This is a genomic window from Methylobacterium tarhaniae, assembly GCF_001043955.1.
GTDB lineage: Bacteria > Pseudomonadota > Alphaproteobacteria > Rhizobiales > Beijerinckiaceae > Methylobacterium > Methylobacterium tarhaniae.
Genome location: NZ_LABZ01000127.1, coordinates 15,971 through 39,785, shown reverse-complemented (window position 1 = coordinate 39,785; position 23,815 = coordinate 15,971). Strand labels below are relative to the sequence as shown.

The window sequence follows — 23,815 nt, the reverse complement described above, 5'->3', positions numbered from 1 at the left end:
CGGCAGCCCCGTGTCCCAGCCGGTCATCAGCCACAGGCCCAGCCCGACCAGCACCGCCAGGACAGCGCCCTTGGTGCCGACCGAGCCGCCGCCGGGCATCAGGTTCTTGAGCCGTTCCTGGCTGCGGGGCAGCAGGTCCGTCGTGGTCGGGCGGGTGGTTGCCCCCGCCCGACCCCCCGCCGCCCCACGGGCCGCCCCCTCCCCCGCCGAACCCGCCGCCCCGGGGACCGCCGCTATTGCCGCCGCGATTGCCCCAGGGACCGCCCCCGTTACCGCCGCCACCGCCACTGCCGCCGCTCTGATTGCTCCAAGGCATGCTCGCCCACGTCCTTTCCCGGCCTGCACGCCCCGCGCGGTCTCTCGCGTTCCGCGCGGCACTCGCACTGCTCTGGTATCGGTCCCTTGCGATATCGGCCGAGCCCCACGCGAAAGCAACCTCCGGCCCCGCCCCAATTCTCAAGGTTTCTGCCCTGCCGCGGGAGTTCCATCGCCGCACCCGGAACCGTGAGATGGTTTCCTCGCCTCAGACGTGTCTGGTCAGCGTGACGAACCGGAAGGCGTATTCATCGTCGGGGCCGGTCGGATGGGACTCGGCGGCGACCGCGCGGAAGTCCGGCGGGATCGCGGGAAAGCGGGCGTCGCCCTCGGGCGCCGCGTCGACCTCGGTGAGCTGGATCCGGTCCGCCCGCGGCAGGGCGAGCGCGTAGATCTCGGCCCCGCCCGCCACCATCACCTCCTCCGCGGCGCCGGCGAGCCGCATCGCGTCGTCCCACCCGGCCGCCCGCTCGGTGCCGGGCGCCGTCCAGGCGGGATCGCGGGTGAGCACGATCACCCGCCGCCCCGGCAGCGGCCGGCCGATCGAGTCCCAGGTCTTGCGTCCCATCACCACCGGCTTGCCCATGGTGAGGGCGCGGAAGCGCCGCAGGTCGCTGCGCAGGCGCCAGGCCAGCGCGTTGTCGCGTCCGATCACGCCGTTCCGGGCGACCGCGACGATCAGGGTGACGAGGGGTGGAGCCATCCCTACACCGCCACCGGCGCGCGGATCGCCGGGTGCGGGTCGTAGCCCTCGATGGCGATGTCGTCGTAGCGGAACTCGAACAGCGAGCGCACCGAGGGGTCGAGGCGCAGGCGCGGGCTCGGGCGGATGTCGCGGCGGAGCTGCTCGCGGGCCTGGTCGATATGGTTGGAATAGAGGTGGGCGTCGCCCAGCGTGTGGACGAAGTCGCCGGGTGTGAGGTCGAGCACCTGCGCCATCATGTGGGTGAGGAGTGCGTAGGACGCGATGTTGAACGGCACGCCGAGAAAGACGTCGGCCGAGCGCTGGTAGAGCTGGAGCGAGAGCCGCCCCTCCGCGACGTAGAACTGGAACAGGCAGTGGCAGGGGGCGAGCGCCATGCGGTCGAGGTCGGCCGGGTTCCAGGCCGAGACGACGAGGCGGCGCGAATCGGGGTTGCGGCGGATCTCGTCGAGCACCCAGGCGATCTGGTCGACGCTGCCGCCGTCGGGCTTGGCCCAGCTCCGCCATTGCCGGCCGTAGACGGGGCCGAGGTCGCCGTGCTCGTCGGCCCACTCGTCCCAGATCGTCACGCCGTTCGACTGCAGGTAGGCGACGTTGGTGTCGCCGGCGAGGAACCACAGCAGCTCGTGGATGATCGACTTCAGGTGCAGCCGCTTCGTCGTCACGAGAGGGAAGCCCTCGGCGAGGTCGAACCGCATCTGGTGGCCGAACACCGAGAGGGTGCCGGTGCCGGTCCGGTCGTGCTTCTCGACGCCGTCGTCGAGGATGCGCTGGAGGAGGGCGTGGTAGGGGCGCATGGCGGACATCCTCCGCGTGAAAACGGCCCGGGGCGCCGTGCGGCGCCCGGCGGGCTCCAACTCTGGCCTATGCCCGGGTTGGGAAACGGTTCCTCGCCCCGGCCATCTGGCCCGGCAGGATAACGCGTCCCCGGCCGGAATCGCAGCGCCCGAGCGCGGAAATCAGCCGGTACTCCACACCCGCGCCAGCACCACCGCGCCGTTGCTCGCGGCGTGGAGCGCGATGCAGGGCCACAGGCTGCCGGTCCACAGGCGCAGCACCCCGAGCACGACCCCGAGGGGCAGGACCGAGACCGGCTGCAGCAGCCCGCGCTCGGCGTGGCAGAGCACGAACACCGCCGTGGCGATGGCGACCGCGGCGGAAGGGGACGCGATCCGTCTCAGGCGCCCGAACAGGTCGCCGCGAAACAGCATCTCCTCGGCGAGGGGCGCCAGCACCACCAGCCACAGGGTCCAGGCCAGGAAGACCTCGCCGGTGAGGGAGGGCGACAGGCGCCAGGCGCGGATGGGCGCGTGGCCCGCGAGCAGCAGCAGCGCCGCCGTCCAGGCGACCTGGAGCGGCGGCCAGGCGAGGGCGAGCAGGACGGCGCGGCGGGGCAGCGCCGGCCGGGTGAATCCCAGGGCCTTTCCGGCGCCGGAGGCCTTCCACGGGCGAGCCCGGGCCGCGACGAGGACGAGGAGCGCCAGGGCGGCGTGGGGCAGCACCGTGAGGGCGAGCGCCGCCCGCTCGCTCCCGCTCAGGGACGGGAAGGGCAGGAGGCCCGACGGCAGGGAGGGCAGGCGGCCGAGGGCCGCGACCGCCCCGAGAACGAGGCCGAACGCGGCCAGTTGAAGCAGCGCCGCCCGCAGGATTGCGGCCGCCACGCCGAGCCCGCGCCGACGAAAGCTGGCGGGCTCGGGAGGCGCCGACACATCGTTTCGCGAAACGGGCGCAGAATGGCGCGAGGCGGGCTTCAAAAGCGGCACGGGACCCTCTATATTCGCCTTGCCGGTCGCGAGGCCGGCTATGGCGATAAACGTTCTTCGGAATAAACCTATCGGACCCGGGGGCGGTACCCGGCGCCTCCACCCAAGCCCGGAACGGCCCGTTCGGTTCGGGCTTCGGCGGGGGCGAAATAGGATCGACGAGGGCGTAAAGGTTGAGCTTTCGCTCGGCATGGTTCCGCCGTTATCGGGCCAATGCAATAGTTGCCAACGACAACTTTGCTCCGGTGGCGGTGGCCGCGTAAGCGGTCCCCAAGACCAAACGAAGTCCTAGCGGGTAGCACCGCATAGGCGGGGTTCGGAGGCACCTGGCAACAGAAGCCTCCACTTCGAATTCCCTTCCCGCGAGAGATGCGGCGCCAGGCAACGGTTGATGGCAGACGATCTGATTCGCTACGATCTCCTGGTGCAGGATGCCCTGCGCAACGTCGTGCGCAAGGTTCTGGGCGATGCGGCTCGCGACGGCCTGGCCGGCGAGCACCATTTCTACGTCTCGTTCCGGACCGACTATCCCGGCGTGCGGATCTCGCAGCGCCTGCGGGAGAAGTACCCGCAGGACATGACGATCGTCCTCCAGCACCAGTTCTGGGACCTCGGCGTCACCGAGCACACCTTCGAGGTCGGCCTGTCCTTCTCCGGCGTGCCGGAGCGGCTCCTGGTTCCGTTCGAGGCGGTGACGGGCTTCTTCGATCCGTCCGTGCAGTTCGGCCTCAAGTTCGAGCTGAATGACGGCACGGCCACGGGCGAGGACGCGGCGCCGGCTGGCACGACCCCGCTGCGGGCGATCCGTGGTGCCGGCTCGGAGCCGAGCGAGGCGCAGCCGAAGGTCCCGGCGATCGGCAGCAACCTGCCGAAGATCGTGCCGGCGGCCAAGGCCGAGGCCAAGCCGCAGGACAAGACCGAGTCCGACGCCGAGGCGAAGTCCGACGAGACCGCCGAGCGCGCCGACGCCCCGCAGGAGGGCGCCTCGGTGGTCAGCCTGGACGCGTTCCGCAAGAAGAGCTGAACGCGCCGGCCGGACGGCTTCGGGCTTTTCGAGCACGTCTCCGAAATTCCTCATGTCACTCCGGGACCGCGCGGCGGAGCCCGGAATGACTCTGAGAAGCCGTTTGACTGGCGTGACCAGCATCGCAAGAGGCTGTTCCATCCCACTCGCGACCTCAGGATGAAGTCGCGAGTGGGATGAAGGACGTCGATCAGGCAGACAGGCTCCGAGGGTGTTCAAGGGCGGGGAAGCCCGTCTCACCCCCGCGCCGTCACCCGCATCCGCAACCCGTCCCGCGGCCGGAGCGTCACCCGGTGCAGCGGCACCACCGGTCCGGCCTCCGGATCCCGGTCGAGGCGCACGGCGTGGAGCAGGTGAGCCAGCACCAGGGTGGCCTCCATCACCGAGAAGCTCGCGCCGATGCAGATCCGCGGGCCGGCCCCGAAGGGCAGGTAGGCGTAGCGGTCGATGCGGGCGCGGTTCTCCGGCAGGAAGCGCTCGGGCAGGAAGGCGTCGGGCTCGTCCCAGAGCCGGCGGTGGCGGTGCAGCACGTAGGGCGCCACGGTCACGAGTGAGCCGCGCGGGATCTTGATCCGCCCGATCCGGTCCTCGGCCACGGCCTGCCGGCTCATGAACGGCACCGGCGGGAACAGGCGCATCGCCTCCTCCAGGGCCGCCCTGGTGCGGGGCAGCCCATCGGTGCCGGGGGCCGGGCTCGCGGCGAAGGCGGCGTCGACCTCCGCTTCCACCGCCTCGCGCGCCGCCTCGTCCTGCGACAGGCAGTAGAGCGTCCAGGTGAGCGCGTTGGCGGTGGTCTCGTGGCCGGCGCCGATGAAGGTGACGATGTTCGCCCGCACCTCGATGTCGGAGAGGCCGCGGCCGGTCTCGGGATCCTGCGCTTGCAGCAGGAGGGTCAGGAGGTCGTGCGGGGCCTCGTCCCCCGCGCCGACGAGGGTGCGGCGGCGCTCGATCAGCTCGTCCACCACCTCGCCGAAGAAGCGCAACGCCGGCCGGGCCTTGAGACGGCCGATCCGCGGCACCCAGTCCGGCATGCCGAACACGTCGAGGGGATCGATGGGCCCGAGCGCCTCGAAGTAGCGGGTGATGGCGCGCCCGAGGGCGTCGGGCTCCCGCGCCAGGCCGTGGGTGAAGATGGTGCGCTCCAGCACGTCGAGGGTGACGCGGGTCATCTCCAGGGCGGCATCGACGCTCTGGCCGTCCCGGCGCTTCAGACGGCGGGCGAGGCGGGCGGCGGCCTCCGACATCGGCGCCTCGAAGCGGGCGACGTGGCGGGGCGAGAAGATCGGCGCCAGGGTGCGCCGCTGCAGGCGCCATTCGTCGCCCTCGGCGGTCAGGAGGCCGTTGCCGAGGCCCGGCGCCAGCACCCGGCGCTGCAGGTCGTCCTTGCGGTAGTTGGCGGCGTTGTCGACCAGCACGTGGCGGATCGCCGACGGCTCGCTGATCACCGTGATGCGGCCGAGCGCGCCCTCGCCGGTGACGATCGGCTGCTCGAAATGCTCCTCGTACCAAGTGGTCAGCGGGTTGGCGCGGGCGGCCCGGAGAAAGGCGAACAGCCCCATCGGCTCGGTCCGCGGGCGGGGCACGGCGGGACGGAAGGGGGCGGCCACGGCCGCCGCAGGGGAGGGCATCCGGACTCCTTGAAGGTGGCGCGATTCGAGGCGTGCCAGGGCATCGCGCAATCGCCGCTCTTGGCTTAAGTAGGCGCCGTTTCGCACCGCCAAAGAGGCCAAGATGTCGCCGACCGAGAAAGCCACCCGCACGGAATCCGACACGTTCGGGCCGATCGAAGTCCCGGCGGACCGCTACTGGGGCGCCCAGACCCAGCGCTCGATCCAGAACTTCCGCATCGGCACCGAGCGGATGCCGGCGCCGCTCGTCCACGCGCTCGGGCTCGTCAAGCAGGCCGCCGCCCTCGTCAACCGCGACCTCGGCGTGCTGGAGCCGAAGCTCGCGGAAGCCATCGCGGCCTCCGCCGCCGAGGTGGTCGAGGGCAAGCACGACGACGAGTTCCCGCTGGTGGTCTGGCAGACCGGCTCGGGCACCCAGTCGAACATGAACGCCAACGAGGTCATCGGCAGCCTCGCCAACGAGCGCCTGGGGGGCAAGCGCGGCGGCAAGTCGCCGGTGCACCCGAACGACCACGTCAATCGCGGCCAATCCTCGAACGACACCTTCCCGACCGCGATGCACATCGCGGTGGCCCGCGAGATCAACGACCGGCTGATCCCGGCACTCCAGCACCTGCACGGCGCCCTCGACACCAAGGCGAAGGACTTCGCCGAGATCGTCAAGATCGGCCGCACCCACCTTCAGGACGCGACCCCGGTCACGCTGGGCCAGGAATTCTCCGGCTACGCCGCGCAGGTGGCGCTCGGCGGCGCCCGCGTGAGCGCGACGTTGCCGGGCGTGCTGGCCCTGGCGCAGGGCGGCACCGCCGTCGGCACCGGCCTCAACGCGCATCCCGAGTTCGCGGACAAGTTCGCCGCCAAGGTGGCGGAGCTGACCGGGCTGCCCTTCACCTCGGCGGACAACAAGTTCGAGGCGCTGGCGACCCACGACGCCCTGGTCTTCACGCAAGGCGCGCTCAACGCGCTGGCGAGCGGCCTGTTCAAGATCGCCAACGACATCCGGCTGATGGGCTCGGGGCCCCGCTCGGGCCTCGGCGAGATCTCGCTGCCCGAGAACGAGCCCGGCTCCTCGATCATGCCCGGCAAGGTCAACCCGACCCAGGCCGAGGCGCTGACGATGGTGTGCTGCCAGGTGATCGGCAACGGCACGACCGTCTCGATGGCCGGCAGCCAGGGTCACCTGGAGCTCAACGTCTACAAGCCGGTGATCGCCAACGCGGTGCTGCAATCGGTGCGGCTCCTCGCCGACGCCGCGGTCAGTTTCGCCGACAATTGCGTCGTCGGCATCAAGCCGAACCACGACCGCATCGCCGACCTGATGAGCCGCTCGCTGATGCTCGTCACCGCGCTCGCGCCCTCGATCGGCTACGACAAGGCCGCCGAGATCGCCAAGACCGCGCACAAGAACGGCACCACCCTGAAGCAGGAGGCCCTGCGCCTCGGCTACGTCACCGAGGAGCAGTTCGACGCGGTGGTGCGCCCGGAGGACATGCTGGCGCCGAGCGCCGAATAACCGCAAGCTGACATTCGTCCCGCGCAGCTTCTCGCCGCGCGGGGCGTTTCCACCATCGCGGGGGCGCGGAGGATCGGGTCATGGCCGAGATCATCAACCTGAAGCAGGTCCGCAAGGCCCGCGAGCGTGCCGCCAAGGAGGCCCAGGCGACCGAGAACCGGGTCGTCTTCGGTCGGCCGAAGGCGGCGAAGACCCGCGAGGAGGCCCGCAAGAGCCTGGAGACCGCCCGGCACGAGGGCCACCGGCTGAAGACCCCCGACCCCGAGGCATGAGCCTGCCGGACGGCGGCCTGCTCAAACGCTCCCTGGTCATCGCCGGCCACCGCACCAGCGTCTCCCTCGAGGCAGCATTCTGGGAGGCGTTGCGTCAGCTTGCGAGCGCGCGCGGCCTTTCGGTCCAGGCGCTGGTCGGGCGGATCGACGCCGAGCGGGGCGGGCAGAACCTGTCGTCGGCGATCCGGGTCTTCGTGCTGCGCGCGGTCTGGCCGGGGGAGGGGGCCGACGGGTCCGCCGGGGCGTGATTTCGCGCGACGCTCCTCACACCCGTTGCGTCATTCCGGGCTCCGCTGCGCGGCCCCGGGATGAGGCGGAGGGCGTCAGGAACGGGGTACGAGACCTCACGGTTCGTCGCTCACACCGGCCAGGCGAAACTCGCGAAGGCGGGCTTCTCGACCGCCACCGCCCTTCCCCCGGCCAGCACCGTCTCTCCCGCCGCCAGCGCCTCGCCGAGGCGGTCGGTCCGCACCATCGCCAGCCCGCGCGGCCCGGCTCCGCTGCCGGTCTGGCCGAGGCTCCGGTCGCCGGCGGTCACCGGCTCGCCCGCCGGGGCCGCCTCGCCATCGCGATAGACGAGCGGCACGATGCGGGTCCGGGCGGTACCGCGATGCTGCATCCGCGACACCACCTCCTGGCCGACATAGCAGCCCTTCTTGAAGTCGACGCCGCCGAGCTGGTCCATCAGCGCCTCGTGCGGGAAGGCGTCGCCGAAGGCGAAGTCGGCTCCACCCTCCGGGACGGCGAGACCGATGCGATGGGCCGCGTAGGCCTCGGCCGTCGCGTCCGTCGCCGGGGCCTCGGCGGCGTAGAGGCGCCAGCCGAGATCGGCGAGCCGCCCGTCGCGCAGGGCCGGGGAGGGGGCTTCGCCGCCCCACAGGGCCGCCACCGCGAGCGGCAGCGCCTCGACCGCAACTTGCGCCCGCAGCTTGTAGAGGGTCAGGCGCTTGACGAGGTCGGGCACCCGGTCGCGGGCGACGTCGAGGCGGTAACCGTCCGGCGCCCGGCTCACCAGGAAGTCGAACAGGATCTTGCCCTGCGGGCTGAGCAGCGCGCCGAGCCGGGCTTCCCCTTCCGGGAGGGTCTCGACGTTGCAGGTCAGGAGACCCTGGAGGAAGCTCGACGCGTCGGCGCCGGTGACCGCCACGAGGGCACGGTCCGGCAGGAGGGCAAGCGGCATCGTGGGTCCTTTGCTTGAACCGCGGGCGGGGCTGACATAAGCCGCCTGCGCTCGGCCCTCAATCGGGGCCTTCAGCGAACGCGGATTGCGGACGAGGATTGCGACCGATGAGCCAGAGCTTCGACCTCCTCCTGCGCGGCGGCACCGTGGTCAACCACGACGGCGAGGGACTGGCCGATATCGGCGTGACGGCCGGGCGCGTCGCCGCCATCGGCGACCTGTCGCAGGCATCCGCCGGCCGCACCCTCGATTGCCGCGGCCTCCACCTCCTGCCCGGCGTGATCGACAGCCAAGTCCATTTCCGCGAGCCGGGCCTCGACCACAAGGAGGACCTGGAGACCGGATCGCGCGCCGCGGTCATGGGTGGCGTGACCACCGTGTTCGAGATGCCGAACACCGTGCCGCAGACGACAAATCCGGAGGCGCTCGAGGACAAGCTGACGCGCGCCCATCACCGCATGCATTGCGACTTCGCGTTCTGGGTCGGCGGCACGCACGAGAACGCCCGGGACGTCGCCGAGCTGGAGCGCCTGCCGGGGGCGGCCGGCATCAAGGTGTTCATCGGCTCCTCCACCGGCTCGCTCCTCGTCGAGGACGATGCCGGCATCACCGAGATCCTGAAGCGCACCCGCCGCCGCTCGGCCTTCCACGCCGAGGACGAGGCGATGCTGCGCGAGCGCAAGGGCCTGCGGATTCCGGGCGACCCGTCCTCCCACCTGGTCTGGCGCTCGCCGGAAGCCGCGCTCAAGGCGACCGAGCGCCTGGTGCGCATCGCCCGCGAGACCGGCGCGCGCATCCACATCCTGCACATCTCGACCGCCGAGGAGATGCGCTACCTGGCCGGGCACAAGGACGTCGCCACCTGCGAGCTGACGCCCCATCACCTCACCCTCGACGGGACCGAGGCCTATGCTCGCCTCGGCACGCTGGTGCAGATGAACCCGCCGGTGCGCGACGCCGCCCACCGCGACGGGCTGTGGTGGGGCCTGTCGCAGGGCGTCGCCGACGTGCTCGGTTCCGACCACGCGCCGCACACGCTGGAGGAGAAGCAGAAGCCCTACCCCGACTCCCCCTCGGGCATGACCGGCGTGCAGACCCTGGTGCCGGTGATGCTCGACCACGTCGCGGCCGGCCGGCTCTCGCTCCAGCGCTTCGTCGACCTGACCAGCGCCGGTCCGAAGCGGATCTTCGGCATCGCCCGGAAAGGCCGGCTGGCGGTGGGCTACGACGCCGACGTGACCGTGGTGGATCTGAAGCGCCGCGAGACCATCACCAACGCCTGGATCGCCTCCAAGTGCGGCTGGACGCCCCATGACGGCCGTCAGGTCACCGGCTGGCCGGTCGGCACCGTGGTGCGGGGTCAGGCGGTGATGTGGGACGGCACGCTCACGGAGCCGTCGCGGGGCGAGGCGGTGCGGTTCGAGGAGGGGTTCCCGGCGAGAGGGTGAGGCGCCTCGGTCGAGCGCATGAACCCTCCCCCCTCTGCGGGGGAGGGTGGCGAACGGAGTGAGCCGGGAGAGGGGCAGCGCGACGGTTCACGACTTGGCGCCTCTCGCAACGGTTCAGTCTTATCCGGAAGCGTCGTCCCCTCTCCCGGCCTCCTCCGGGGGCTACCCTCCCCCGCAGAGGGGGAGGGTCCATCCCGCGCCTTGCGCGGAGCCCCAATCCGTCTTCTGCCCTTGGCTCCGGCGCATATCTCGTATAGGAGCGCCCGGAATTGGAGGTCCGGACGCGTCCGCGTGCCGGCCGTTGCCACGTTGGCGGCTCGAAGAGGGCCGGCCCGGAAGCCCGATGCAGACCGTCCTGATCGTCGTCCACCTGATCATCGTCCTCGCCCTGATCGGCGTGGTGCTGCTGCAGCGCTCCGAGGGCGGCCTCGGCCTCGGCGGCGGGGGCGGCACGCAGGGCTTCATGACCGGCCGCGGCCAGGCCAACGCGCTCACCCGCGCCACCGCGATCCTGGCTGCCCTGTTCTTCACCACCAGCATGATCCTGGCCATCATGTCGCACCGGGGTGCGGGGCCGCGCTCGATCTTCGACGGCGCCGGCACCAAGGCCCCGGCGGGCCAGACCGGTTCTCCCCCGGCCGGCAACGTCCTCGACCAGCTGCGCCAGCAGCAGGGCGACGCGCCTGCGACCCAGACCCCGGCGGCGCCCGCGGCCCCCGCCGCTCCCCAGTCGCGCTAGACCGTTCCACGCCGAGATCCGGCGGCGCCTCCGCGCCGCCCGCTCCCGAAAAAATCCTGTGCATCCGGCCGGCCCTGCCGCCCGGACATGACCCCGTTGAGCTGACGGCGTTTGGCAACCCGGCCACGCCTGTGTATGGAGCAAGTCCCATGACGCGGTATGTCTTCATCACCGGCGGCGTGGTCTCCTCGCTCGGCAAGGGTCTCGCTTCCGCCGCCCTCGCGGCCCTGCTCCAGGCCCGCGGCTACAAGGTCCGCCTGCGCAAGCTGGACCCCTATCTCAACGTCGATCCGGGCACGATGAGCCCGACGCAGCACGGCGAGGTCTTCGTCACCGACGACGGCGCCGAGACCGATCTCGATCTCGGCCATTACGAGCGCTTCACCGGCGTGCCGGCGACGCGGGCCGACAACATCACCACCGGCCGGATCTATCTCGACATCATCACCAAGGAGCGGCGGGGCGACTATCTCGGCGCCACCATCCAGGTGATCCCGCACGTCACCAACGCCATCAAGGAATTCGTCCTCGACGGCAACGACGCCTACGACTTCGTGCTGGTCGAGATCGGCGGCACCGTCGGCGACATCGAGGGCCTGCCGTTCTTCGAGGCGATCCGCCAGCTCGGCCAGGAACTGCCGCGGGGCACCTGCGCCTACGTCCACCTGACGCTCCTGCCCTACATCCCGTCGGCCGGCGAATTGAAGACCAAGCCGACGCAGCACTCGGTCGCCGAGCTGCGCTCGATCGGCATCCAGCCCGACATCCTGCTCTGCCGCTGCGACCGGGCGATCCCGCGCGAGGAGCGCCGCAAGCTCGCCCAGTTCTGCAACGTGCGCGAATCGGCGGTGATCGAGGCGCGGGACGTCGGCACGATCTACGAGGTGCCGCTCTCCTACAAGGAGGAGGGCCTGGACCGCGAGGTGCTGGCGCATTTCGGCCTCGAGACCGGCCCCGAGCCGAAGCTCGACCGCTGGCGCGACATCGTCGGCCGGATCAAGAGCCCGGAGGGCGAGGTCTCGATCGCCATCGTCGGCAAGTACACGGGCCTCAAGGACGCCTACAAGTCACTGATCGAGGCGCTGAATCACGGCGGCATCGCCAACCGGGTCAAGGTCAACCTGGAGTGGATCGAGTCCGAGGTGTTCGAGCGCGAGGATCCGGGGCCGTTCCTGGAAGGCCTCAACGGCATCCTGGTGCCGGGCGGTTTCGGCCAGCGCGGGGCGGAAGGAAAGATCCGCGCCGCCCGCTACGCCCGCGAGCGCAAGATCCCGTATTTCGGCATCTGCTTCGGCATGCAGATGGCGGTGGTCGAGGCGGCCCGCTCGCTGGCCCAGATCCCCGACGCCAACTCGACCGAGTTCGGCCCGACGCCGGAGCCTGTGGTCGGCCTCCTGACCGAGTGGATGCGCGGCAACGAGCTGGAGCGCCGTGTGGCGGAGGGCGACCTCGGCGGTACGATGCGGCTCGGCTCCTACACCGCGGCGCTGGCGCCCGATTCGCAGATCGCGAAAATCTATGGCGGCACCCGTATCGCCGAGCGCCATCGCCACCGCTACGAGGTCAACATGGCCTATCGCGAGCGGCTGGAGGCCAACGGCATGCGCTTCGCCGGCCTGTCGCCGGACGGGCTGCTCCCCGAGACCGTCGAGGTGGTGGGCCATCCCTGGTTCATCGGCGTGCAGTTCCACCCGGAGCTGAAGTCGCGCCCGTTCGAGCCGCACCCGCTGTTCCAGAGCTTCGTCGCCGCGGCGATCGAGCAGAGCCGGCTGGTCTGACCCACGGATCCGGGCGGTTCCGTCCGGACCAACATAGGTTGTCGCAAACGCTCGGAGCGGCGGCGAGCGCCGTCGTTCCGTCGCGACAGTGATACCAGTCCACGGTATAGGAGCCCGATTGAGCCGGCCGTTCGGCACGGAGCGGGATCCGGCGTGGAAAGAGGTATCCGTGATGCGTGAGATCCCCCTGGCGGCGATCCGGGCCCGCGCCTACGACATCTGGGAGCGCAATCACCGCCCGGATGGCTACGAGATCCAGTTCTGGCTGCTCGCCGAGCGCGAGCTGCGGGCCGAGCAGGAGAGCCGGCGCGACGCGGCGCCGGAGGATCAGGTCGAGACGTCCGCCGAGGATCCCACCCGCTTCCCTTTCGCCGAGCCCGTCGAGAGCTAAGCAGATTTCGCAAGAGTGGTCGCCGGTTTTGCGGCAAAAATCTGCGACCAAACAAGAACCTGAGCGGACGAAGCGTTGGCCTGCCAAGGCAAGTCTGCTGAGGCGCGAAGCCCGATCCGCTCCGGCCTTGTCGGACGCGGTCTGCCGGCCCTCGTCGCGGATCAGCGGATGCCGCCGCTCGCGGTGATCACCTCCCCGGTCAACCAGCGGGCGTCGTCGGAGGCAAGGAACGCCACCACTCCGGCGATGTCGTCCGGCTGTCCGGCGCGGCCGAGAGGCGTCTGTGCGACGAGGCCGGCTTCCATGTCGGACCCGACCACCCCGGCCGTATGCGTGCCCTCGGTCACCACGAAGCCCGGGCTGACCACGTTCACGCGGATCTTGCGAGGAGCCAGCTCGTTGGCGAGCACGCCCGAGATGGCGTTCACCGCGCCCTTGGTCCCTGCATAGACCGCCGCCGTCGGCGTATGCACGTGGGTGATCGCCGAGGAGATGTTCACGATGCTGCCGCCTTCGCCGAGGTGGCGTGCGGCCGCCTGCGTCGTCAGCAGGAGACCGAGCACGTTGACGTCGAACTGACGGCGGTAATGGTCCTCGGTCAGATCCTCGATCGCCGCGAATTCGTAGATGCCGGAATTGTTGACCAGCACGTCGAGCCGGCCGAACTGCTGCACCGCCGCCTCGACCAGGCCCTGTGCCTCGGGCGCCTTGGAGACGTCGCCCTGGACCGCGACCGCCCGGCCGCCGGCCGAGACGATGGCCGCGACGACCGCATCGGCTCCCGCCCTGCCGGAGGCGTAGTTCACCACCACGGCCGCGCCCTCCCTCGCCAAGGCTTTGGCGATGCCGGCACCGATACCCTTCGATGCGCCGGTGACGACGGCGACCTTGCCCGCGAGCTTCGACATGTGTGCTACCCTTCGGTCTGGGCCGGCTCCGGATCGAGGCCATTATCCCATAGTTCGGAACTTCGGAACTGTTGGAGCCGAGTTCAAGACCCCCTATGGACGGATGATGAGACCCCTGTTCCACCCTGCCATCGAGGATGTGCGGCCGGAGGCGATCCTGCACGCGCTCGCGGACCCGAACCGGGCGGCCATCTTCGCCAAGATCATGCGGGCAGGCTGCGTCGAGGCCTGCTCGGCCCTCGCGGCGGTGGGAGATCGGGTCATCCCGAAATCGTCGCTCTCCAATCATTTCAAGGTGCTGCGCGAGGCCGGACTGATCCGGAGTGAACGTCACGGCGTGGAGGTACGCAACTCCTCGCGGTGGGCCGAGGTGGAGGCGCGCTTTCCCGGCCTGCTGACCGGGATCATCAATGCCTATGCGTCGGATGCCGGGGCCGACTCAGCTGACGCGACAGCCGCCGGCCCGCGATAGACGCGCCGCCGCCATCCGCCTCCGTGGATGCGCCGATGATCGTCGTCGAACCCGAAGCGCTCCGCGGCGGGCGTGGGGCGCTCAGCGCGAGGCCAGGCGGGCTCCTGCCCGCAGGAAGCGCTGCGGATCGACCGGCTCGCCGTCGACCCGGGTCTCGTAATGCAGGTGCGTGCCGGTCGACCGGCCGGTGGAGCCGACCCGGCCGACCATCTGGCCGGCCGCCACGGCCTGGCCGGGCGCCACCGTGATCGCCGACAGGTGGGCGTAGCGGGTCACGAGGCCGTGGCCGTGATCGACCTCGACCATGTTGCCGTAGCCGCCCGAGTAGTCCGCCAGGGTCACCGTGCCGGCGGCGGTGGCCCGCGCCGGGGCGCCGTACTCGCCGCGCAGGTCGATGCCGGTATGGAGGGCGAGGCCGCGGGTGAACGGGTCGGACCGGTAGCCGAAGGTGCTGGAGAGCCCGCCATCGGCGGCCATCGGCCGCCGCAGAGGCAGGATTCCGACGATCCGCCGCAGGGTGTCGCGCTCGCCGAGATCACGCTGCGCCTGCAGGATCGCGGTCTCGAACGGTCCCGACCCCGCGGGGACCAGCGGGCCGCCGACGCCGCCGTTCCGGGCGGCGGCGAAGCGCCGCGCATCGATCCCGGTCTCCGCCATCACCCCCCGCAGGCGCGCCGCCTCGCTGCGGCCGCTCGCGGCCAGGCGACCGACGGCCAGGCTCTGGCGCGCCTCGAACCCGTCGAGGGCGTGTTCCAGCATGGCCATCCGGGCGGTCGCCCCGGGGGAGGGGGCGGGAGCGAGGCCGTCCGCGTCCGTGCGCAGGCCCAGGGACTCCGGCGTCGGCGGGGACGACGGCGCCGCGGGGACCCTGGCATCGCGGGCCGGCCAGGCGCCGGCGAGCGGAGCCGGCAGCCCCGCGCCGTCCTCGCCCGCCAGGCCCGAGGCGCCGGCCTGCTCGGCCAATCCCATCAGCATCGCCTGGCGGCTCTCCAGCGCCACCTGCCGGCCGGCGAGGTCGGCGAGCCGCGTCTCGACCCCGTCCTGCTCCAGGAGCTTCTGCGTCGCCACCCGGTCGAGCCGGGCCCGCAGGGCGCTGACGCGCTCCTCGTAGGCGTATTGCATCGCGCCCTGGCGCTCCATGAACCGGGCGAGCGCCTCGTCGCGGAAGACGATGAACCAGGTCGCCGCGCCGGCCCAGAGGGAGAGCGCCCCGAAGGCGAGGGCGGCGAGCACCAGGGTCCTGCGTCGCACCACCCAGACCTGGTCCGGGCCGCCGGGCAGGAGAGCCGGCGGCTTGAGGGACGCGACGAGGGGCGAGAGGCGGGAAAGGAGCATCGGGACGGTCCGGTAACCTGAGGGGGACCGTCGCGGGTTAAGGTTAAGGATGCTTCAAGGGCGAAGACGAACCGGTGTCCCGCTTCAGTGTCGCGCCGGCCTTCGCGCAGCGTCGGCTCGGCGCCACAAAATCGAATTCCGATCAAGGGTAAATCGCAAGATCCCCTTCTCCGCCTGCGGAAGAGGCCGGCACGATCGAAGATCGCGCAAGGATGGATCCGGCGCCGATAAAGCTCAGCCTGTCGCGCGAACAGCTTCGCGACCGCTTTCTGTTCTGAACCGTGCCCATCCTCGGCCCTGGCCCCTCTCCCGAACGGGAGAGGGGGAGGCGGCTCGACTGACGAGTGCCGGCATCCGGTCGCTCGTTCATCGCGCGTTGCCGGATCGCGTGCCTCACAACGCCTTCGCCGCCTCCAGCACGGCGTCGGCGTGACCCGGCACCTTCACCTTCTGCCACACCTTCGCGATCGTGCCGTCCCGGTCGATCAGGAACGTCGTGCGCTCGACGCCCATGTACTTGCGGCCATACATGCTCTTCTCGACCCAGACGCCATAGGCCTCGAGCATCGCCTTGGTCTCGTCCGAGGCGAGGGGGAATTCGAGGCCGTACTTCTCCCGGAACTTGTCGTGGCTCTTCATCGGGTCGGGCGAGACGCCGACCACCGCGGTGTCGGCCGCCGCGAAGGCCTCGCGCAGCCCGTTGAAGGCCTGGGCCTCCAGGGTGCAGCCGCTGGTGTCGTCCTTGGGGTAGAAGTACAGCACGGCCTTGCGCCCCTTGAGGCCGGCGAGGCTCAGGGTCTCGCCGCCGGTCGCCGGCAGGGAGAAATCGGGGGCGGGATCGCCCGGGTTCAGCGCCATCGTGCCTTCCTTTCGGCCGATTGATGGTGTGCCTCTGGGAGAGGCGGGCAGGGCGCCGCGGCGGGGGAGGGACCGGCCCGGCGCACTGCCCGACGGATTAGCGACAGGACGTTACCCTCCGGTCACCGGAGCGGGCAATCATCGGCGGTGGCCTCGTCGCCCGGAGCGTGGCCCTCACGCCCGGGACGGCGGGGTTCAGAACGGCGGCGCCCCGAGCGGGGCGCCCGGAGTGGCGACGCACGCGTGACGACAGGCCGAGCGACACCAGGAATGGACACCGCCAGCGAGCCGGGCCGCGAGGCTCCGGGCTCCCGGATCCCGGAGCCTCGGAACCCGGAGCCTTGCGCCGCGCGGATCAAGGCCGCGCCCCGGTCGCTGCTGCGGACCTGCGTCCGGGGCGTGCTGGTGCTCAAGCTCGCGGCCGTGGTGCTCCTGGGCCTCGGCCTCGGCCTCGCCTATCTGCGCCTCGCGAGCGGCCCGGTGAGCTTCGCCTGGCTCGAGCCCCGGGTGGCGGCGGGGATCGCCGAACGCCTCGGCCCGGGCTGGAGCGTGTCCCTGCACGACAGCGCCATTGAGATCGACCGGGACGGGGCGCTGGCCCTGCGCACCACCGGCCTCGACATCCGCAACCCGGAGGGCGACCTCGTGGTGCGGGCGCCGCTCGCGGTGGTCGCCATCGACCTGTGGTCGCTCCTCAGTTTCTCGGTCCAGGCCCGCTCGGTCGAGTTCCGCGACCTGCAGCTGCGGGCGCTCCTGCACCATGACGGCTCGATCGCCTTCGCGGCCTCCAACGATCCGTCGGACGCCAAGCCCCAGACCCCGCCGGCGGTGGTGGCCGCCCGCGGCACCGTCTCGCCGGTCTCCGCCACGGTCGCGTCGATCCTGAGCGTGGTGCTCGATCCCTCCGGGGTGATCGGCAGCCTCGACCGGGCCCGCCTGACCAATGCCCGCCTGACCCTGATGGACGAGTCGGGTGCCGAGCGCGTGGTCTTCCCGCGGGTCGACGGGTTGTTCAACCGCGACGCGACGCGGCCGGCCCGGGTGTTCGAGATGCGCATCCTCGGCCCCCACGGGCCCTGGCGCTTCGGCGGCGACGTCGAGCAGGCGCCGGATGGCGGCCGCCACGGCGTGCTCACCCTCGACGACCTGCCGGTCTCCGACCTGCTGCTGCTCTCCGGCCAGTCGCGCCTGCCGCTGACCACCGACCTGAAGCTCTCCGGCCGGGCCCAGGTGGCGATGCACGGGGCGCGCCTCGACGGCATGACGTTCCGGCTCACCACCAGCGAGGGCAACCTGCTGATCGAGGAGAAGGACTTCAACCCGGTGACGATCGAGGCGGTGACGGTCGACGCCGCCTGGGACGAGACGCGCCGCGCCCTGAAGGTCGACGCCCTCGACTACCGCGGCGCCGGCAATCGCGTGCGCCTCGCCGGCGAGTGGGTGGCGGGGCCGGAGGGGTCGGAGACGGGCTGGAAAGCCGCCCTGTCGGGCACCGGCGCGGTGCTGCGCGGCGCCGCCCCCGGCGACGCTCCGGTCACGATCGCCAAGGTCGATGCCCGTCTCTCGGGCCGCGACGGCGGGATGCAGATCGACGCGATCACCCTGTCGGGCGACGTCGTGCACGGCACGATCAGCGGCACCCTCGGCACGAAGGCCGACGAGGGCGGCCTGACCCTGCGCATCGTCGCCGACCGCACCGACGGGCGCGCCGCCCTGCGGCTCTGGCCCGAGAACGTCGCGCCGCCGATCCGCACCTACCTCGTCGACAACCTGCGGGGCGGGCGGCTCGACAGCCTCGACATCGTGGTCGATATGACCATGGCCGAGTTCGCCGCCGCCACCCGGGGCGAGCCCATGCCCGACCAGGCGGTGCGGATCGCCTTCGCGGTGAGCGAGGGCGGGCTCACCATCTCCTCCGACGCGCCCCCGCTCTCCCGCGCCCGGGTCTCCGGGCTCGTCACCGGGCGCAACACCACCATCCGCGGCGCCAATGCCGAGATCCGGATGCCGGACGGCCGCGCGCTCAGCCTGCAGGACGGCTCCTTCGTCATCAAGGACGCGGTGCCGCACGACGTGACCGCCCAGATCGGGCTTCGCCTCACCGGCGGCGCCGACGCCCTGGCCTCCCTGCTGCAGACGAAGCTCTTCCGCTCGCTGTCGGGCACCGAGCTCGACCCCGCGACCCTGCGGGGCCAGGCCGACCTGCGCATCGACTTCCCCCTCTCCCTCGAGGCGGTGCCCGAGATCGCCGACCTGCCGGTGGTGATGAGCGGAACCCTCACCGACATCGCGGCCGAGCGCCTCGTCGGCAAGGAGAAGCTCGAGAACGGCCGCTTCGCGGTCGCCTACGACCGGAACGGCTTCAGCCTGAAGGGCGACGGGCGGCTCGCCGGCGCCCCGCTGACCATCGACCTGCACCAGCCGAAGGCCGGCGCTCCCGGCGAGGCGGTGGTGACCATGGCTCTCGACGACGCCGCGCGCGCCCGCAAGGGCCTGCCGACGGCGCCCCAGCTCGCCGGGCCGGTCAATGCCCGCTTCCTCGTGCCGGTCGGCCGGCCGGGCAAGAACCCGATCCGGATCGAGGCCGACCTCGCGCGGGCGAGCGTCGACGGGCTCCTGCCGGGCTGGACCAAGGCCGCCGGCCGGCCGGGCCGCCTCACCCTCTCCCTCACCGAGACCGGCCAGGGCAGCGAGCTGCGCGACATCGCGCTCGATTCCGGTTCGGTGCAGCTGCGCGGCAGCGCCTCGCTCAATGCCGAGGGGGGCTTCGAGCGGGCCGATCTCACCAGCCTCAAGCTCTCGCCGGGCGACGACATCCGCGCCCAGGTCGAGCGCACCGGCAACGGCTACCGCATCAGCGCCAAGGGCGGCGTCGCCGATGCGCGGCCCTTCCTGCGCGCCCTGGCCGCCCCGCCGCGCAAGGGCGGGAAGGAGACGGGATCCCGCGACGTCGAGGCCGATCTCAGCTTCGCGATCCTGACCGGCTTCAACGACGAGGCCCTGACCAATGCCAGCCTGAAGCTGTCCCTGCGCGGCGACGACGTGCGCCAGGCCCGGATCCAGGGCCGCCTGCGCTCGGCCGGGGTCAGCCTGGACGTGGCCAAGCCCGACCGCAGCACCCCGCCGGTGCTCAACGCCGAGACCAGCGATGCCGGCGCGGCCCTGCGCTTCCTCGACATCTACAAGCGCATGCAGGGCGGGTTCCTGTCGCTGCAGATGACCATGAATGACGGGCCGCAATCGGGCCTGGTGCAGATCCGCTCCTTCGCCTTGCGCAACGAGCCGGCCCTCGGCCGGATCATGGCCCAGGGCGACGACGGCGGCGACCGGCGCAGCGACGCCAACGATGTCGGCTTCGACCGCCTGCGCGCCGCCTTCCAGCGCAACGGTACCCGCGTCGCCTTCACGGAGGCCGCGATCTCCGGCCCGGCGATGGGCTTCACGCTGGGCGGCTGGATCGACACGGGCAAGGACCGCACCGACATCTCCGGCACCTTCGTGCCGCTCTACGGACTCAACAACGTGGTGTCCCAGGTGCCGATCTTCGGCCCGCTCCTCGGCGGCGGACACAACGAGGGCCTGTTCGGAATCAATTTCCGGGTCGCCGGCGCAATGAGCGCCCCCAACATCAGCGTCAACCCGCTCTCCGCGATCGCCCCGGGCTTCCTGCGCAAGCTGTTCGGCGCCGGCGGGGGCGATCCCAACGCGCCGCAATCCGGGCGCATGGAACGCTGATCCCGGAGCGCCGATACCACCCCTCGCCAGCGCGGCATTTCGGGGTGGACAGCGCCGAGGCGAGCCCGTATGACGATGGCCACCGCGGGCGTAGTTCAGTGGTAGAACGTCAGCTTCCCAAGCTGAATGTCGTCGGTTCGATCCCGATCGCCCGCTCCACTCCCTTTTCTTAACCCTGACAAGCGCTTGCAGGGGGTTCCTCAACCACCTCGCGCTACCCCCGAACGGGCGGGATACAACGGGGATACAACATATGGTCCTCCGACCCGTTGTATCCGCCGGCCAGGGAAACCCTAACCAAGTCCCCATTCGGATCTTGCCGGCTCGCTCCGGATCGCGGATCCTGCGCCCTCATCGGGAGCAGCCGCCTTCATGCCCATCCTTCTCAAACGGAAACGCTGTCTGGCATGAGGCCAGCCACCCGCCGCCGGGATCCCCGCGCGACCGCGTTCTCCAGTTCGAGGGGGCCTGCCCCGATGCGCACCTACTTCACCAGCGACAGCCATTTCGGGCACTCGGGCATCCTGAGCGCGAGGATGCAGAAGCCGAGGCCGTTTGCCTCCATCGAGGAGCACGACGAGACGCTGATCGCCGCCTGGAATAATCGCGTGAGGCCCGACGACGAGGTCTGGCACTTGGGGGACTTCGCCTACGCCGCGTCGGCCGCCCACTGCCGGGCCGTCTTCGCCCGGCTGAACGGCCGCAAGCACCTGGTCCGGGGCAACCACGACGCCGGCCGGACGACCTCGTTGTCGTGGTATAGCCAACACGAGCGCGCCGAGCCCGTAGTCGAGGGGCGGCGGTTAGTATTGGATCATTACGCCCAAAGGACTTGGAACGGGCTGCATAACGGCGTCCTGCACTTGTATGGCCACTCCCACGGGGGCTTGCCCGGCTGCGGGCGATCCTTGGACGTGGGGGTCGACTGCTGGGACTGGCGGCCTGCGCGGCTGTCGGAGATCCTCGAAGCCATGGCCGTCGATGCGGTGCGGGCCGGCACGCCGGCGGTGGTGGCGGCCCTGGCCGAGGCGGCCTGACGTGCGGGTCGGCGAGGAGGTCTAGCCCTCGCCGCATCCCGCTCGCGCTTCAGCTGCCGACGATTGAGCGTGCGGGGACTCGGCGGGTCGATCACTCCCTCGTAGTGAGCCAGCAGGACCTGCTCCACGCCTGGCACCTCGGGCGTGAAGTTGGCCCGCGCTTCTTTCCGCGCAGGGGCGTCGGGGACGTAATTGACGTCGGTGAGCCCGACTTCCCGCTCGTAGGCGAGCACGTCCGATGTCGGGCCGGGCCCGTCGATGGCCCGGTGCTCGGGCGAGGGACCCGCCTCCACCAGGCTGCAGACTTCGGTACGCGACACGAGCCGGCGCTTCCACTCATCGCCGGGCATCTGCATGACGTCGACGCCCCGCATGGCGAAGAAGCCTCGCACGTGATCGGCGAACGCCTCGTCCTTGCAGTCCTGTCAGAGCTCGCATCCCCCAGCCTGGATCGCCGCTTGGCGCGTCGTCCAGAGGAACCACCCCTCGGCGTCGGCGTCGGCGTCGGGGCGATGGAAACCGCCGCCCCCGCTGCCGTAGGAGCGGGTGTGAATGTGGTGCCCTGACGTGTAGCCGAGGCGCGTGCGCGTGAGACGAACGACCGCTTCGTCAACGCCGGATCGCGCCCCTGGCCAAGCCGGGACCTCGACGACGGCTGGAGCCGCGCCCTTCATCGCGAACGCATTCCAGCAGTCGTCGTGGTGGCGAAAGAAGACGGTCGAGGTCATGTGAACAGAAAACAGCTGACCGATTCGCAGCGTCTCGCGCTCTTCGGGGAGGCCGAAAAGACCTTCGAACCCGAGCTCGCTCTCTAGACGTCTTTGCAGCTTGCAAAGGCGGGGTCTTGAATTCGAGCAAGGCCGGGCGAGACCCGGCCCCCACACACGAACGGGGGCGGATGTTGGCGAAGATTTTCGAGAGGATGAAGGCCGCCAGGAAGCTGGCGGAATTCCTGCTGGCCCTGGCGCAGGCGATCCTGCGCTTCGTGCGCAAGCTGTTCGGGATCGCAGGCGAGGTGGGCGAGCTGCTTGCCGGGGATGCCCGCTCCGTATGGCGCGGAGCCCGCGCGGTCAACGAGGGCGTCGGCAAGGCGCTGGATCTCACGGTCGGCAAGCCCGGCATGGCGCTGGCCAGGACAGCCAGCGGCACCGTCCTCGGCACGGCCGGCTTCGTTGGCCGGTTCCTCGGCGCCGTCCTCCCGCAGCGGCCGGCCACCCCCGCGCAGCTGGCCGCCCAGGTCGCAGCGGCCGACACCGCCCGCACGCGCAACGACGCCCCGGCCTATTCGCCGCAGCCCGCCGCCCGCCGGCTGGAGGATCTCTCCATGCCGGCCCTTGTGCGCCAGTACGCCGGAGCCGGCCTCCGCGAGGACGGGGTGATGCGCGTCACGGCGCTACACGCGCAGCGGCCCCTCCCACCCGAGACGATGCAGTGGCTGGAGAGCCTGGAGCCGGTTGCTCGCAGGCGCGTGGCGATCGCGGATCCTGCTTCGATCGAGCGGCACATGACCGCCCGCGGCCCGGGCGACCTCCTCCCCGGCGTCCCCCCGTGCCCGAAATCGGCTGACGTGAAGGCCGGCCTGGCTGCGGCCCGCGCCGCCTTCCGGGTGGAGAAGGCCGCGATCGCCGCCGGCACCGCGCCGGCCCCTGCCGAGCCGGAAGCCCGCCCGGTCAGGCGACCTTTCGAGGACTTGGAAGACACTGACCTCGGCGCCGCCTACGTCCGCTAAGGCACCGCCCCCCGAAACACGAAGGGCCGCCGGATCCCCCCGGCGGCCCTTTTCATTTGGCGACCCTTTAGACGAGGCCGGCCATCCGGGCGTAGCTCAGGGCCTCATGCTCCAGGCTGGCGATCTCAGCCCGGGCCGCGGCCAACTCTCGGCGCAAGCGATCGTTCTCATGGGAGATGGCCGTGGCTGCGTCGATCGCCTCGGCCTCGATCTGACGGCTCTCGGTCAGGCGCATCTCCAGATCCGCGACCGCGCAGATCCCGTCCCGACGGCGGCGGGCCTCGGCTTCCCGATAGTAGGCGATCGACAGCTGCAGGCCGTTGAAGATCGTCATGCCCCGGGCCGCGACGTCCATGCTCAGGTGGGCTGCGTGGTTCTGCATGGGGGCCTCCGGGGATCTCGTGTGCCCCCCTAGATGTGCCTGGCCGACCCGCCTCGGCAAGTCCTCAAATTCGCGTTTCAGCATTAATCCCTAGCCGGCGGCTAATGCGTGACAGCGGGAAGTCGACTTTCGCGATGGGCGATCCATTCCCCCCGTTACTCCTAGGGAACGAAACGAGGAAATTAAACTCTGCAACGCGGCTCTCAGGGTGCCGTACGCGACGATTTCGGGGGCGTCAGAACGCGCTTCCGGATTGCCTCGACGACCGCGGCGCGCTCGAATTTCGGCTTTGATGGGTTCGCCTCGTGGGCGGCATACGAGCGGGACATCGCCAGGTCCCGGGCGTAGCGGAGGAGTTCGACGGGATCGATCGAGGGGGGGTGCTTCATCAGGTAGAGCCGCAGAGCGTCGACGATCGCCCTCTCAATCGAAGTCGGGTCCGGGACGCCGGCTTCGCGCTGGCGCTCCCGCTGCTCCGCCTTCCGCCGGGCGGCTTCCCGGCGCTCGAAGGCGGTCTGCTGCCGGGGCGACCGGGCGTAGCGGTGGACGGGGAGGTATTCCAAGTCGGTCGGGATCGAGATCGTCATGCCAGGATGGTATGACAC

At 71.0% G+C, this 23,815-nt stretch carries 23 protein-coding genes, 1 tRNA gene, 1 other RNA gene and 1 pseudogene; 14 read left to right on the top strand and 12 right to left on the bottom strand.

Annotation, left to right across the window (positions count from 1 at the left end; translation table 11 throughout):
• The 4 genes and pseudogenes from VQ03_RS32050 to VQ03_RS35075 form a co-directional block, all read right to left on the bottom strand.
• A pseudogene (locus tag VQ03_RS32050) lies at positions 1-282 on the bottom strand (hypothetical protein); the annotation flags it as partial.
• 241 nt (positions 283-523) lie between these two features.
• Positions 524-1,018: a dihydrofolate reductase gene (locus VQ03_RS18285; RefSeq protein WP_048452321.1), complete on the bottom strand. Its 495-nt coding sequence runs from the start codon at positions 1,016-1,018 to the stop codon at positions 524-526.
• A 2-nt stretch (positions 1,019-1,020) separates the two neighbouring features.
• Complete coding sequence (locus VQ03_RS18280) at positions 1,021-1,815, bottom strand: thymidylate synthase (RefSeq protein ID WP_048452320.1); 795 nt, start codon at positions 1,813-1,815, stop codon at positions 1,021-1,023.
• A 162-nt stretch (positions 1,816-1,977) separates the two neighbouring features.
• Complete coding sequence (locus VQ03_RS35075; protein ID WP_167376109.1) at positions 1,978-2,727, bottom strand: CPBP family intramembrane glutamic endopeptidase; 750 nt, start codon at positions 2,725-2,727, stop codon at positions 1,978-1,980.
• A gap of 36 nt (positions 2,728-2,763) precedes the next feature.
• Here VQ03_RS35075 and ssrA point away from each other — a divergent pair.
• Both ssrA and VQ03_RS18270 read left to right on the top strand, forming a co-directional pair.
• Positions 2,764-3,128: a transfer-messenger RNA gene (ssrA, locus tag VQ03_RS32045) on the top strand.
• 44 nt (positions 3,129-3,172) lie between these two features.
• Positions 3,173-3,805: an SspB family protein gene (locus tag VQ03_RS18270; protein ID WP_048452318.1), complete on the top strand. Its 633-nt coding sequence runs from the start codon at positions 3,173-3,175 to the stop codon at positions 3,803-3,805.
• Between the two features lie 236 nt (positions 3,806-4,041).
• Here VQ03_RS18270 and VQ03_RS18265 read toward each other — a convergent pair whose 3' ends face one another.
• A complete protein-coding gene (locus tag VQ03_RS18265; protein WP_048452317.1) occupies positions 4,042-5,433 on the bottom strand; it encodes a cytochrome P450 in 1,392 nt (463 codons plus the stop codon).
• Between the two features lie 103 nt (positions 5,434-5,536).
• Between VQ03_RS18265 and fumC the strand changes: the two genes are divergently transcribed.
• The 3 genes from fumC to VQ03_RS18250 all read left to right on the top strand — a co-directional run bounded on the left by fumC (position 5,537) and on the right by VQ03_RS18250 (position 7,466).
• Positions 5,537-6,946, top strand: a complete 1,410-nt coding sequence (gene fumC / locus VQ03_RS18260) for a class II fumarate hydratase (RefSeq protein WP_048452316.1) — start codon at positions 5,537-5,539, stop codon at positions 6,944-6,946.
• 80 nt (positions 6,947-7,026) lie between these two features.
• Complete coding sequence (locus VQ03_RS18255) at positions 7,027-7,218, top strand: DUF4169 family protein (protein WP_048452315.1); 192 nt, start codon at positions 7,027-7,029, stop codon at positions 7,216-7,218.
• Positions 7,215-7,466, top strand: coding sequence for a ribbon-helix-helix domain-containing protein (locus VQ03_RS18250; RefSeq protein ID WP_048452314.1), 252 nt, complete (start codon positions 7,215-7,217; stop codon positions 7,464-7,466). Before VQ03_RS18255 ends, VQ03_RS18250 begins: the two co-directional genes overlap by 4 nt.
• Positions 7,467-7,576: 110 nt before the next feature.
• Here VQ03_RS18250 and ygfZ read toward each other — a convergent pair whose 3' ends face one another.
• Positions 7,577-8,398 (bottom strand): CAF17-like 4Fe-4S cluster assembly/insertion protein YgfZ, encoded by an 822-nt coding sequence (ygfZ, locus tag VQ03_RS18245; protein ID WP_048452313.1) that lies wholly within the window; start codon positions 8,396-8,398, stop codon positions 7,577-7,579.
• A 107-nt stretch (positions 8,399-8,505) separates the two neighbouring features.
• On the opposite strand from ygfZ, the gene VQ03_RS18240 reads away from it, so the two are divergent.
• From VQ03_RS18240 to VQ03_RS18225, 4 genes are all read left to right on the top strand, one after another.
• Positions 8,506-9,846 (top strand): dihydroorotase, encoded by a 1,341-nt coding sequence (locus VQ03_RS18240; RefSeq protein ID WP_048452312.1) that lies wholly within the window; start codon positions 8,506-8,508, stop codon positions 9,844-9,846.
• A gap of 343 nt (positions 9,847-10,189) precedes the next feature.
• Positions 10,190-10,585, top strand: a complete 396-nt coding sequence (gene secG, locus VQ03_RS18235) for a preprotein translocase subunit SecG (RefSeq protein ID WP_048452311.1) — start codon at positions 10,190-10,192, stop codon at positions 10,583-10,585.
• 149 nt (positions 10,586-10,734) lie between these two features.
• Complete coding sequence (locus VQ03_RS18230) at positions 10,735-12,363, top strand: CTP synthase (RefSeq protein ID WP_048452310.1); 1,629 nt, start codon at positions 10,735-10,737, stop codon at positions 12,361-12,363.
• A 172-nt stretch (positions 12,364-12,535) separates the two neighbouring features.
• A complete protein-coding gene (locus VQ03_RS18225; protein WP_048452309.1) occupies positions 12,536-12,754 on the top strand; it encodes a DUF2934 domain-containing protein in 219 nt (72 codons plus the stop codon).
• A gap of 161 nt (positions 12,755-12,915) precedes the next feature.
• Here VQ03_RS18225 and VQ03_RS18220 read toward each other — a convergent pair whose 3' ends face one another.
• On the bottom strand, positions 12,916-13,662 hold the full coding sequence (locus VQ03_RS18220; RefSeq protein WP_048452308.1) for a glucose 1-dehydrogenase: 747 nt from the start codon (positions 13,660-13,662) through the stop codon (positions 12,916-12,918).
• Between the two features lie 106 nt (positions 13,663-13,768).
• On the opposite strand from VQ03_RS18220, the gene VQ03_RS18215 reads away from it, so the two are divergent.
• Positions 13,769-14,134, top strand: a complete 366-nt coding sequence (locus VQ03_RS18215) for an ArsR/SmtB family transcription factor (RefSeq protein WP_048452327.1) — start codon at positions 13,769-13,771, stop codon at positions 14,132-14,134.
• An 81-nt stretch (positions 14,135-14,215) separates the two neighbouring features.
• Here the strand turns inward: VQ03_RS18215 and VQ03_RS35070 are convergent, their stop codons facing one another.
• Together VQ03_RS35070 and VQ03_RS18205 are read right to left on the bottom strand one after the other, a co-directional pair.
• On the bottom strand, positions 14,216-15,388 hold the full coding sequence (locus tag VQ03_RS35070; RefSeq protein ID WP_048452326.1) for a M23 family metallopeptidase: 1,173 nt from the start codon (positions 15,386-15,388) through the stop codon (positions 14,216-14,218).
• A 474-nt stretch (positions 15,389-15,862) separates the two neighbouring features.
• Positions 15,863-16,327, bottom strand: coding sequence for a peroxiredoxin (locus VQ03_RS18205; RefSeq protein ID WP_048452307.1), 465 nt, complete (start codon positions 16,325-16,327; stop codon positions 15,863-15,865).
• A 270-nt stretch (positions 16,328-16,597) separates the two neighbouring features.
• Here VQ03_RS18205 and VQ03_RS18200 point away from each other — a divergent pair, with 270 nt between their 5' ends.
• The 3 genes from VQ03_RS18200 (at position 16,598) to VQ03_RS18190 (ending at position 21,099) form a co-directional block, all read left to right on the top strand.
• On the top strand, positions 16,598-20,062 hold the full coding sequence (locus VQ03_RS18200; protein WP_083468081.1) for a YhdP family protein: 3,465 nt from the start codon (positions 16,598-16,600) through the stop codon (positions 20,060-20,062).
• 84 nt (positions 20,063-20,146) lie between these two features.
• Positions 20,147-20,221 (top strand) — tRNA-Gly (locus tag VQ03_RS18195).
• 317 nt (positions 20,222-20,538) lie between these two features.
• Positions 20,539-21,099 (top strand): metallophosphoesterase family protein, encoded by a 561-nt coding sequence (locus VQ03_RS18190; RefSeq protein WP_048452306.1) that lies wholly within the window; start codon positions 20,539-20,541, stop codon positions 21,097-21,099.
• A 425-nt stretch (positions 21,100-21,524) separates the two neighbouring features.
• Here VQ03_RS18190 and VQ03_RS18185 read toward each other — a convergent pair whose 3' ends face one another.
• Positions 21,525-21,827: a hypothetical protein gene (locus VQ03_RS18185; RefSeq protein ID WP_048452305.1), complete on the bottom strand. Its 303-nt coding sequence runs from the start codon at positions 21,825-21,827 to the stop codon at positions 21,525-21,527.
• Positions 21,828-22,000: 173 nt separating this feature from the next.
• Between VQ03_RS18185 and VQ03_RS18180 the strand changes: the two genes are divergently transcribed.
• Entirely contained in the window at positions 22,001-22,828 is an 828-nt protein-coding gene (locus VQ03_RS18180; protein ID WP_157064156.1) for a hypothetical protein, read from the top strand.
• 67 nt (positions 22,829-22,895) lie between these two features.
• Here the strand turns inward: VQ03_RS18180 and VQ03_RS18175 are convergent, their stop codons facing one another.
• The gene (locus tag VQ03_RS18175) at positions 22,896-23,210 is read right to left on the bottom strand and encodes a hypothetical protein (RefSeq protein ID WP_048452303.1); all 315 of its coding nucleotides are present in this window, start codon (positions 23,208-23,210) and stop codon (positions 22,896-22,898) included.
• A gap of 203 nt (positions 23,211-23,413) precedes the next feature.
• Entirely contained in the window at positions 23,414-23,797 is a 384-nt protein-coding gene (locus VQ03_RS18170) for a hypothetical protein (protein ID WP_048452302.1), read from the bottom strand.
• Positions 23,798-23,815 lie beyond the last annotated feature (18 nt).

Bases quoted from the DNA above. Each gene is read 5' to 3' on its own strand.
- VQ03_RS18285 (WP_048452321.1), bottom strand. From the start codon at position 1,018: ATGGCTCCACCCCTCGTCACCCTGATCGTCGCGGTCGCCCGGAACGGC.
- VQ03_RS18280 (WP_048452320.1), bottom strand. From the start codon at position 1,815: ATGCGCCCCTACCACGCCCTCCTCCAGCGCATCCTCGACGACGGCGTC.
- VQ03_RS18270 (WP_048452318.1), top strand. From the start codon at position 3,173: ATGGCAGACGATCTGATTCGCTACGATCTCCTGGTGCAGGATGCCCTG.
- VQ03_RS18265 (WP_048452317.1), bottom strand. From the start codon at position 5,433: ATGCCCTCCCCTGCGGCGGCCGTGGCCGCCCCCTTCCGTCCCGCCGTG.
- fumC (WP_048452316.1), top strand. From the start codon at position 5,537: ATGTCGCCGACCGAGAAAGCCACCCGCACGGAATCCGACACGTTCGGG.
- VQ03_RS18255 (WP_048452315.1), top strand. From the start codon at position 7,027: ATGGCCGAGATCATCAACCTGAAGCAGGTCCGCAAGGCCCGCGAGCGT.
- VQ03_RS18250 (WP_048452314.1), top strand. From the start codon at position 7,215: ATGAGCCTGCCGGACGGCGGCCTGCTCAAACGCTCCCTGGTCATCGCC.
- ygfZ (WP_048452313.1), bottom strand. From the start codon at position 8,398: ATGCCGCTTGCCCTCCTGCCGGACCGTGCCCTCGTGGCGGTCACCGGC.
- VQ03_RS18240 (WP_048452312.1), top strand. From the start codon at position 8,506: ATGAGCCAGAGCTTCGACCTCCTCCTGCGCGGCGGCACCGTGGTCAAC.
- secG (WP_048452311.1), top strand. From the start codon at position 10,190: ATGCAGACCGTCCTGATCGTCGTCCACCTGATCATCGTCCTCGCCCTG.
- VQ03_RS18230 (WP_048452310.1), top strand. From the start codon at position 10,735: ATGACGCGGTATGTCTTCATCACCGGCGGCGTGGTCTCCTCGCTCGGC.
- VQ03_RS18225 (WP_048452309.1), top strand. From the start codon at position 12,536: ATGCGTGAGATCCCCCTGGCGGCGATCCGGGCCCGCGCCTACGACATC.
- VQ03_RS18220 (WP_048452308.1), bottom strand. From the start codon at position 13,662: ATGTCGAAGCTCGCGGGCAAGGTCGCCGTCGTCACCGGCGCATCGAAG.
- VQ03_RS18215 (WP_048452327.1), top strand. From the start codon at position 13,769: ATGAGACCCCTGTTCCACCCTGCCATCGAGGATGTGCGGCCGGAGGCG.
- VQ03_RS18205 (WP_048452307.1), bottom strand. From the start codon at position 16,327: ATGGCGCTGAACCCGGGCGATCCCGCCCCCGATTTCTCCCTGCCGGCG.
- VQ03_RS18200 (WP_083468081.1), top strand. From the start codon at position 16,598: ATGGACACCGCCAGCGAGCCGGGCCGCGAGGCTCCGGGCTCCCGGATC.
- VQ03_RS18190 (WP_048452306.1), top strand. From the start codon at position 20,539: ATGCGCACCTACTTCACCAGCGACAGCCATTTCGGGCACTCGGGCATC.
- VQ03_RS18185 (WP_048452305.1), bottom strand. From the start codon at position 21,827: ATGACCTCGACCGTCTTCTTTCGCCACCACGACGACTGCTGGAATGCG.
- VQ03_RS18175 (WP_048452303.1), bottom strand. From the start codon at position 23,210: ATGCAGAACCACGCAGCCCACCTGAGCATGGACGTCGCGGCCCGGGGC.
- VQ03_RS18170 (WP_048452302.1), bottom strand. From the start codon at position 23,797: ATGACGATCTCGATCCCGACCGACTTGGAATACCTCCCCGTCCACCGC.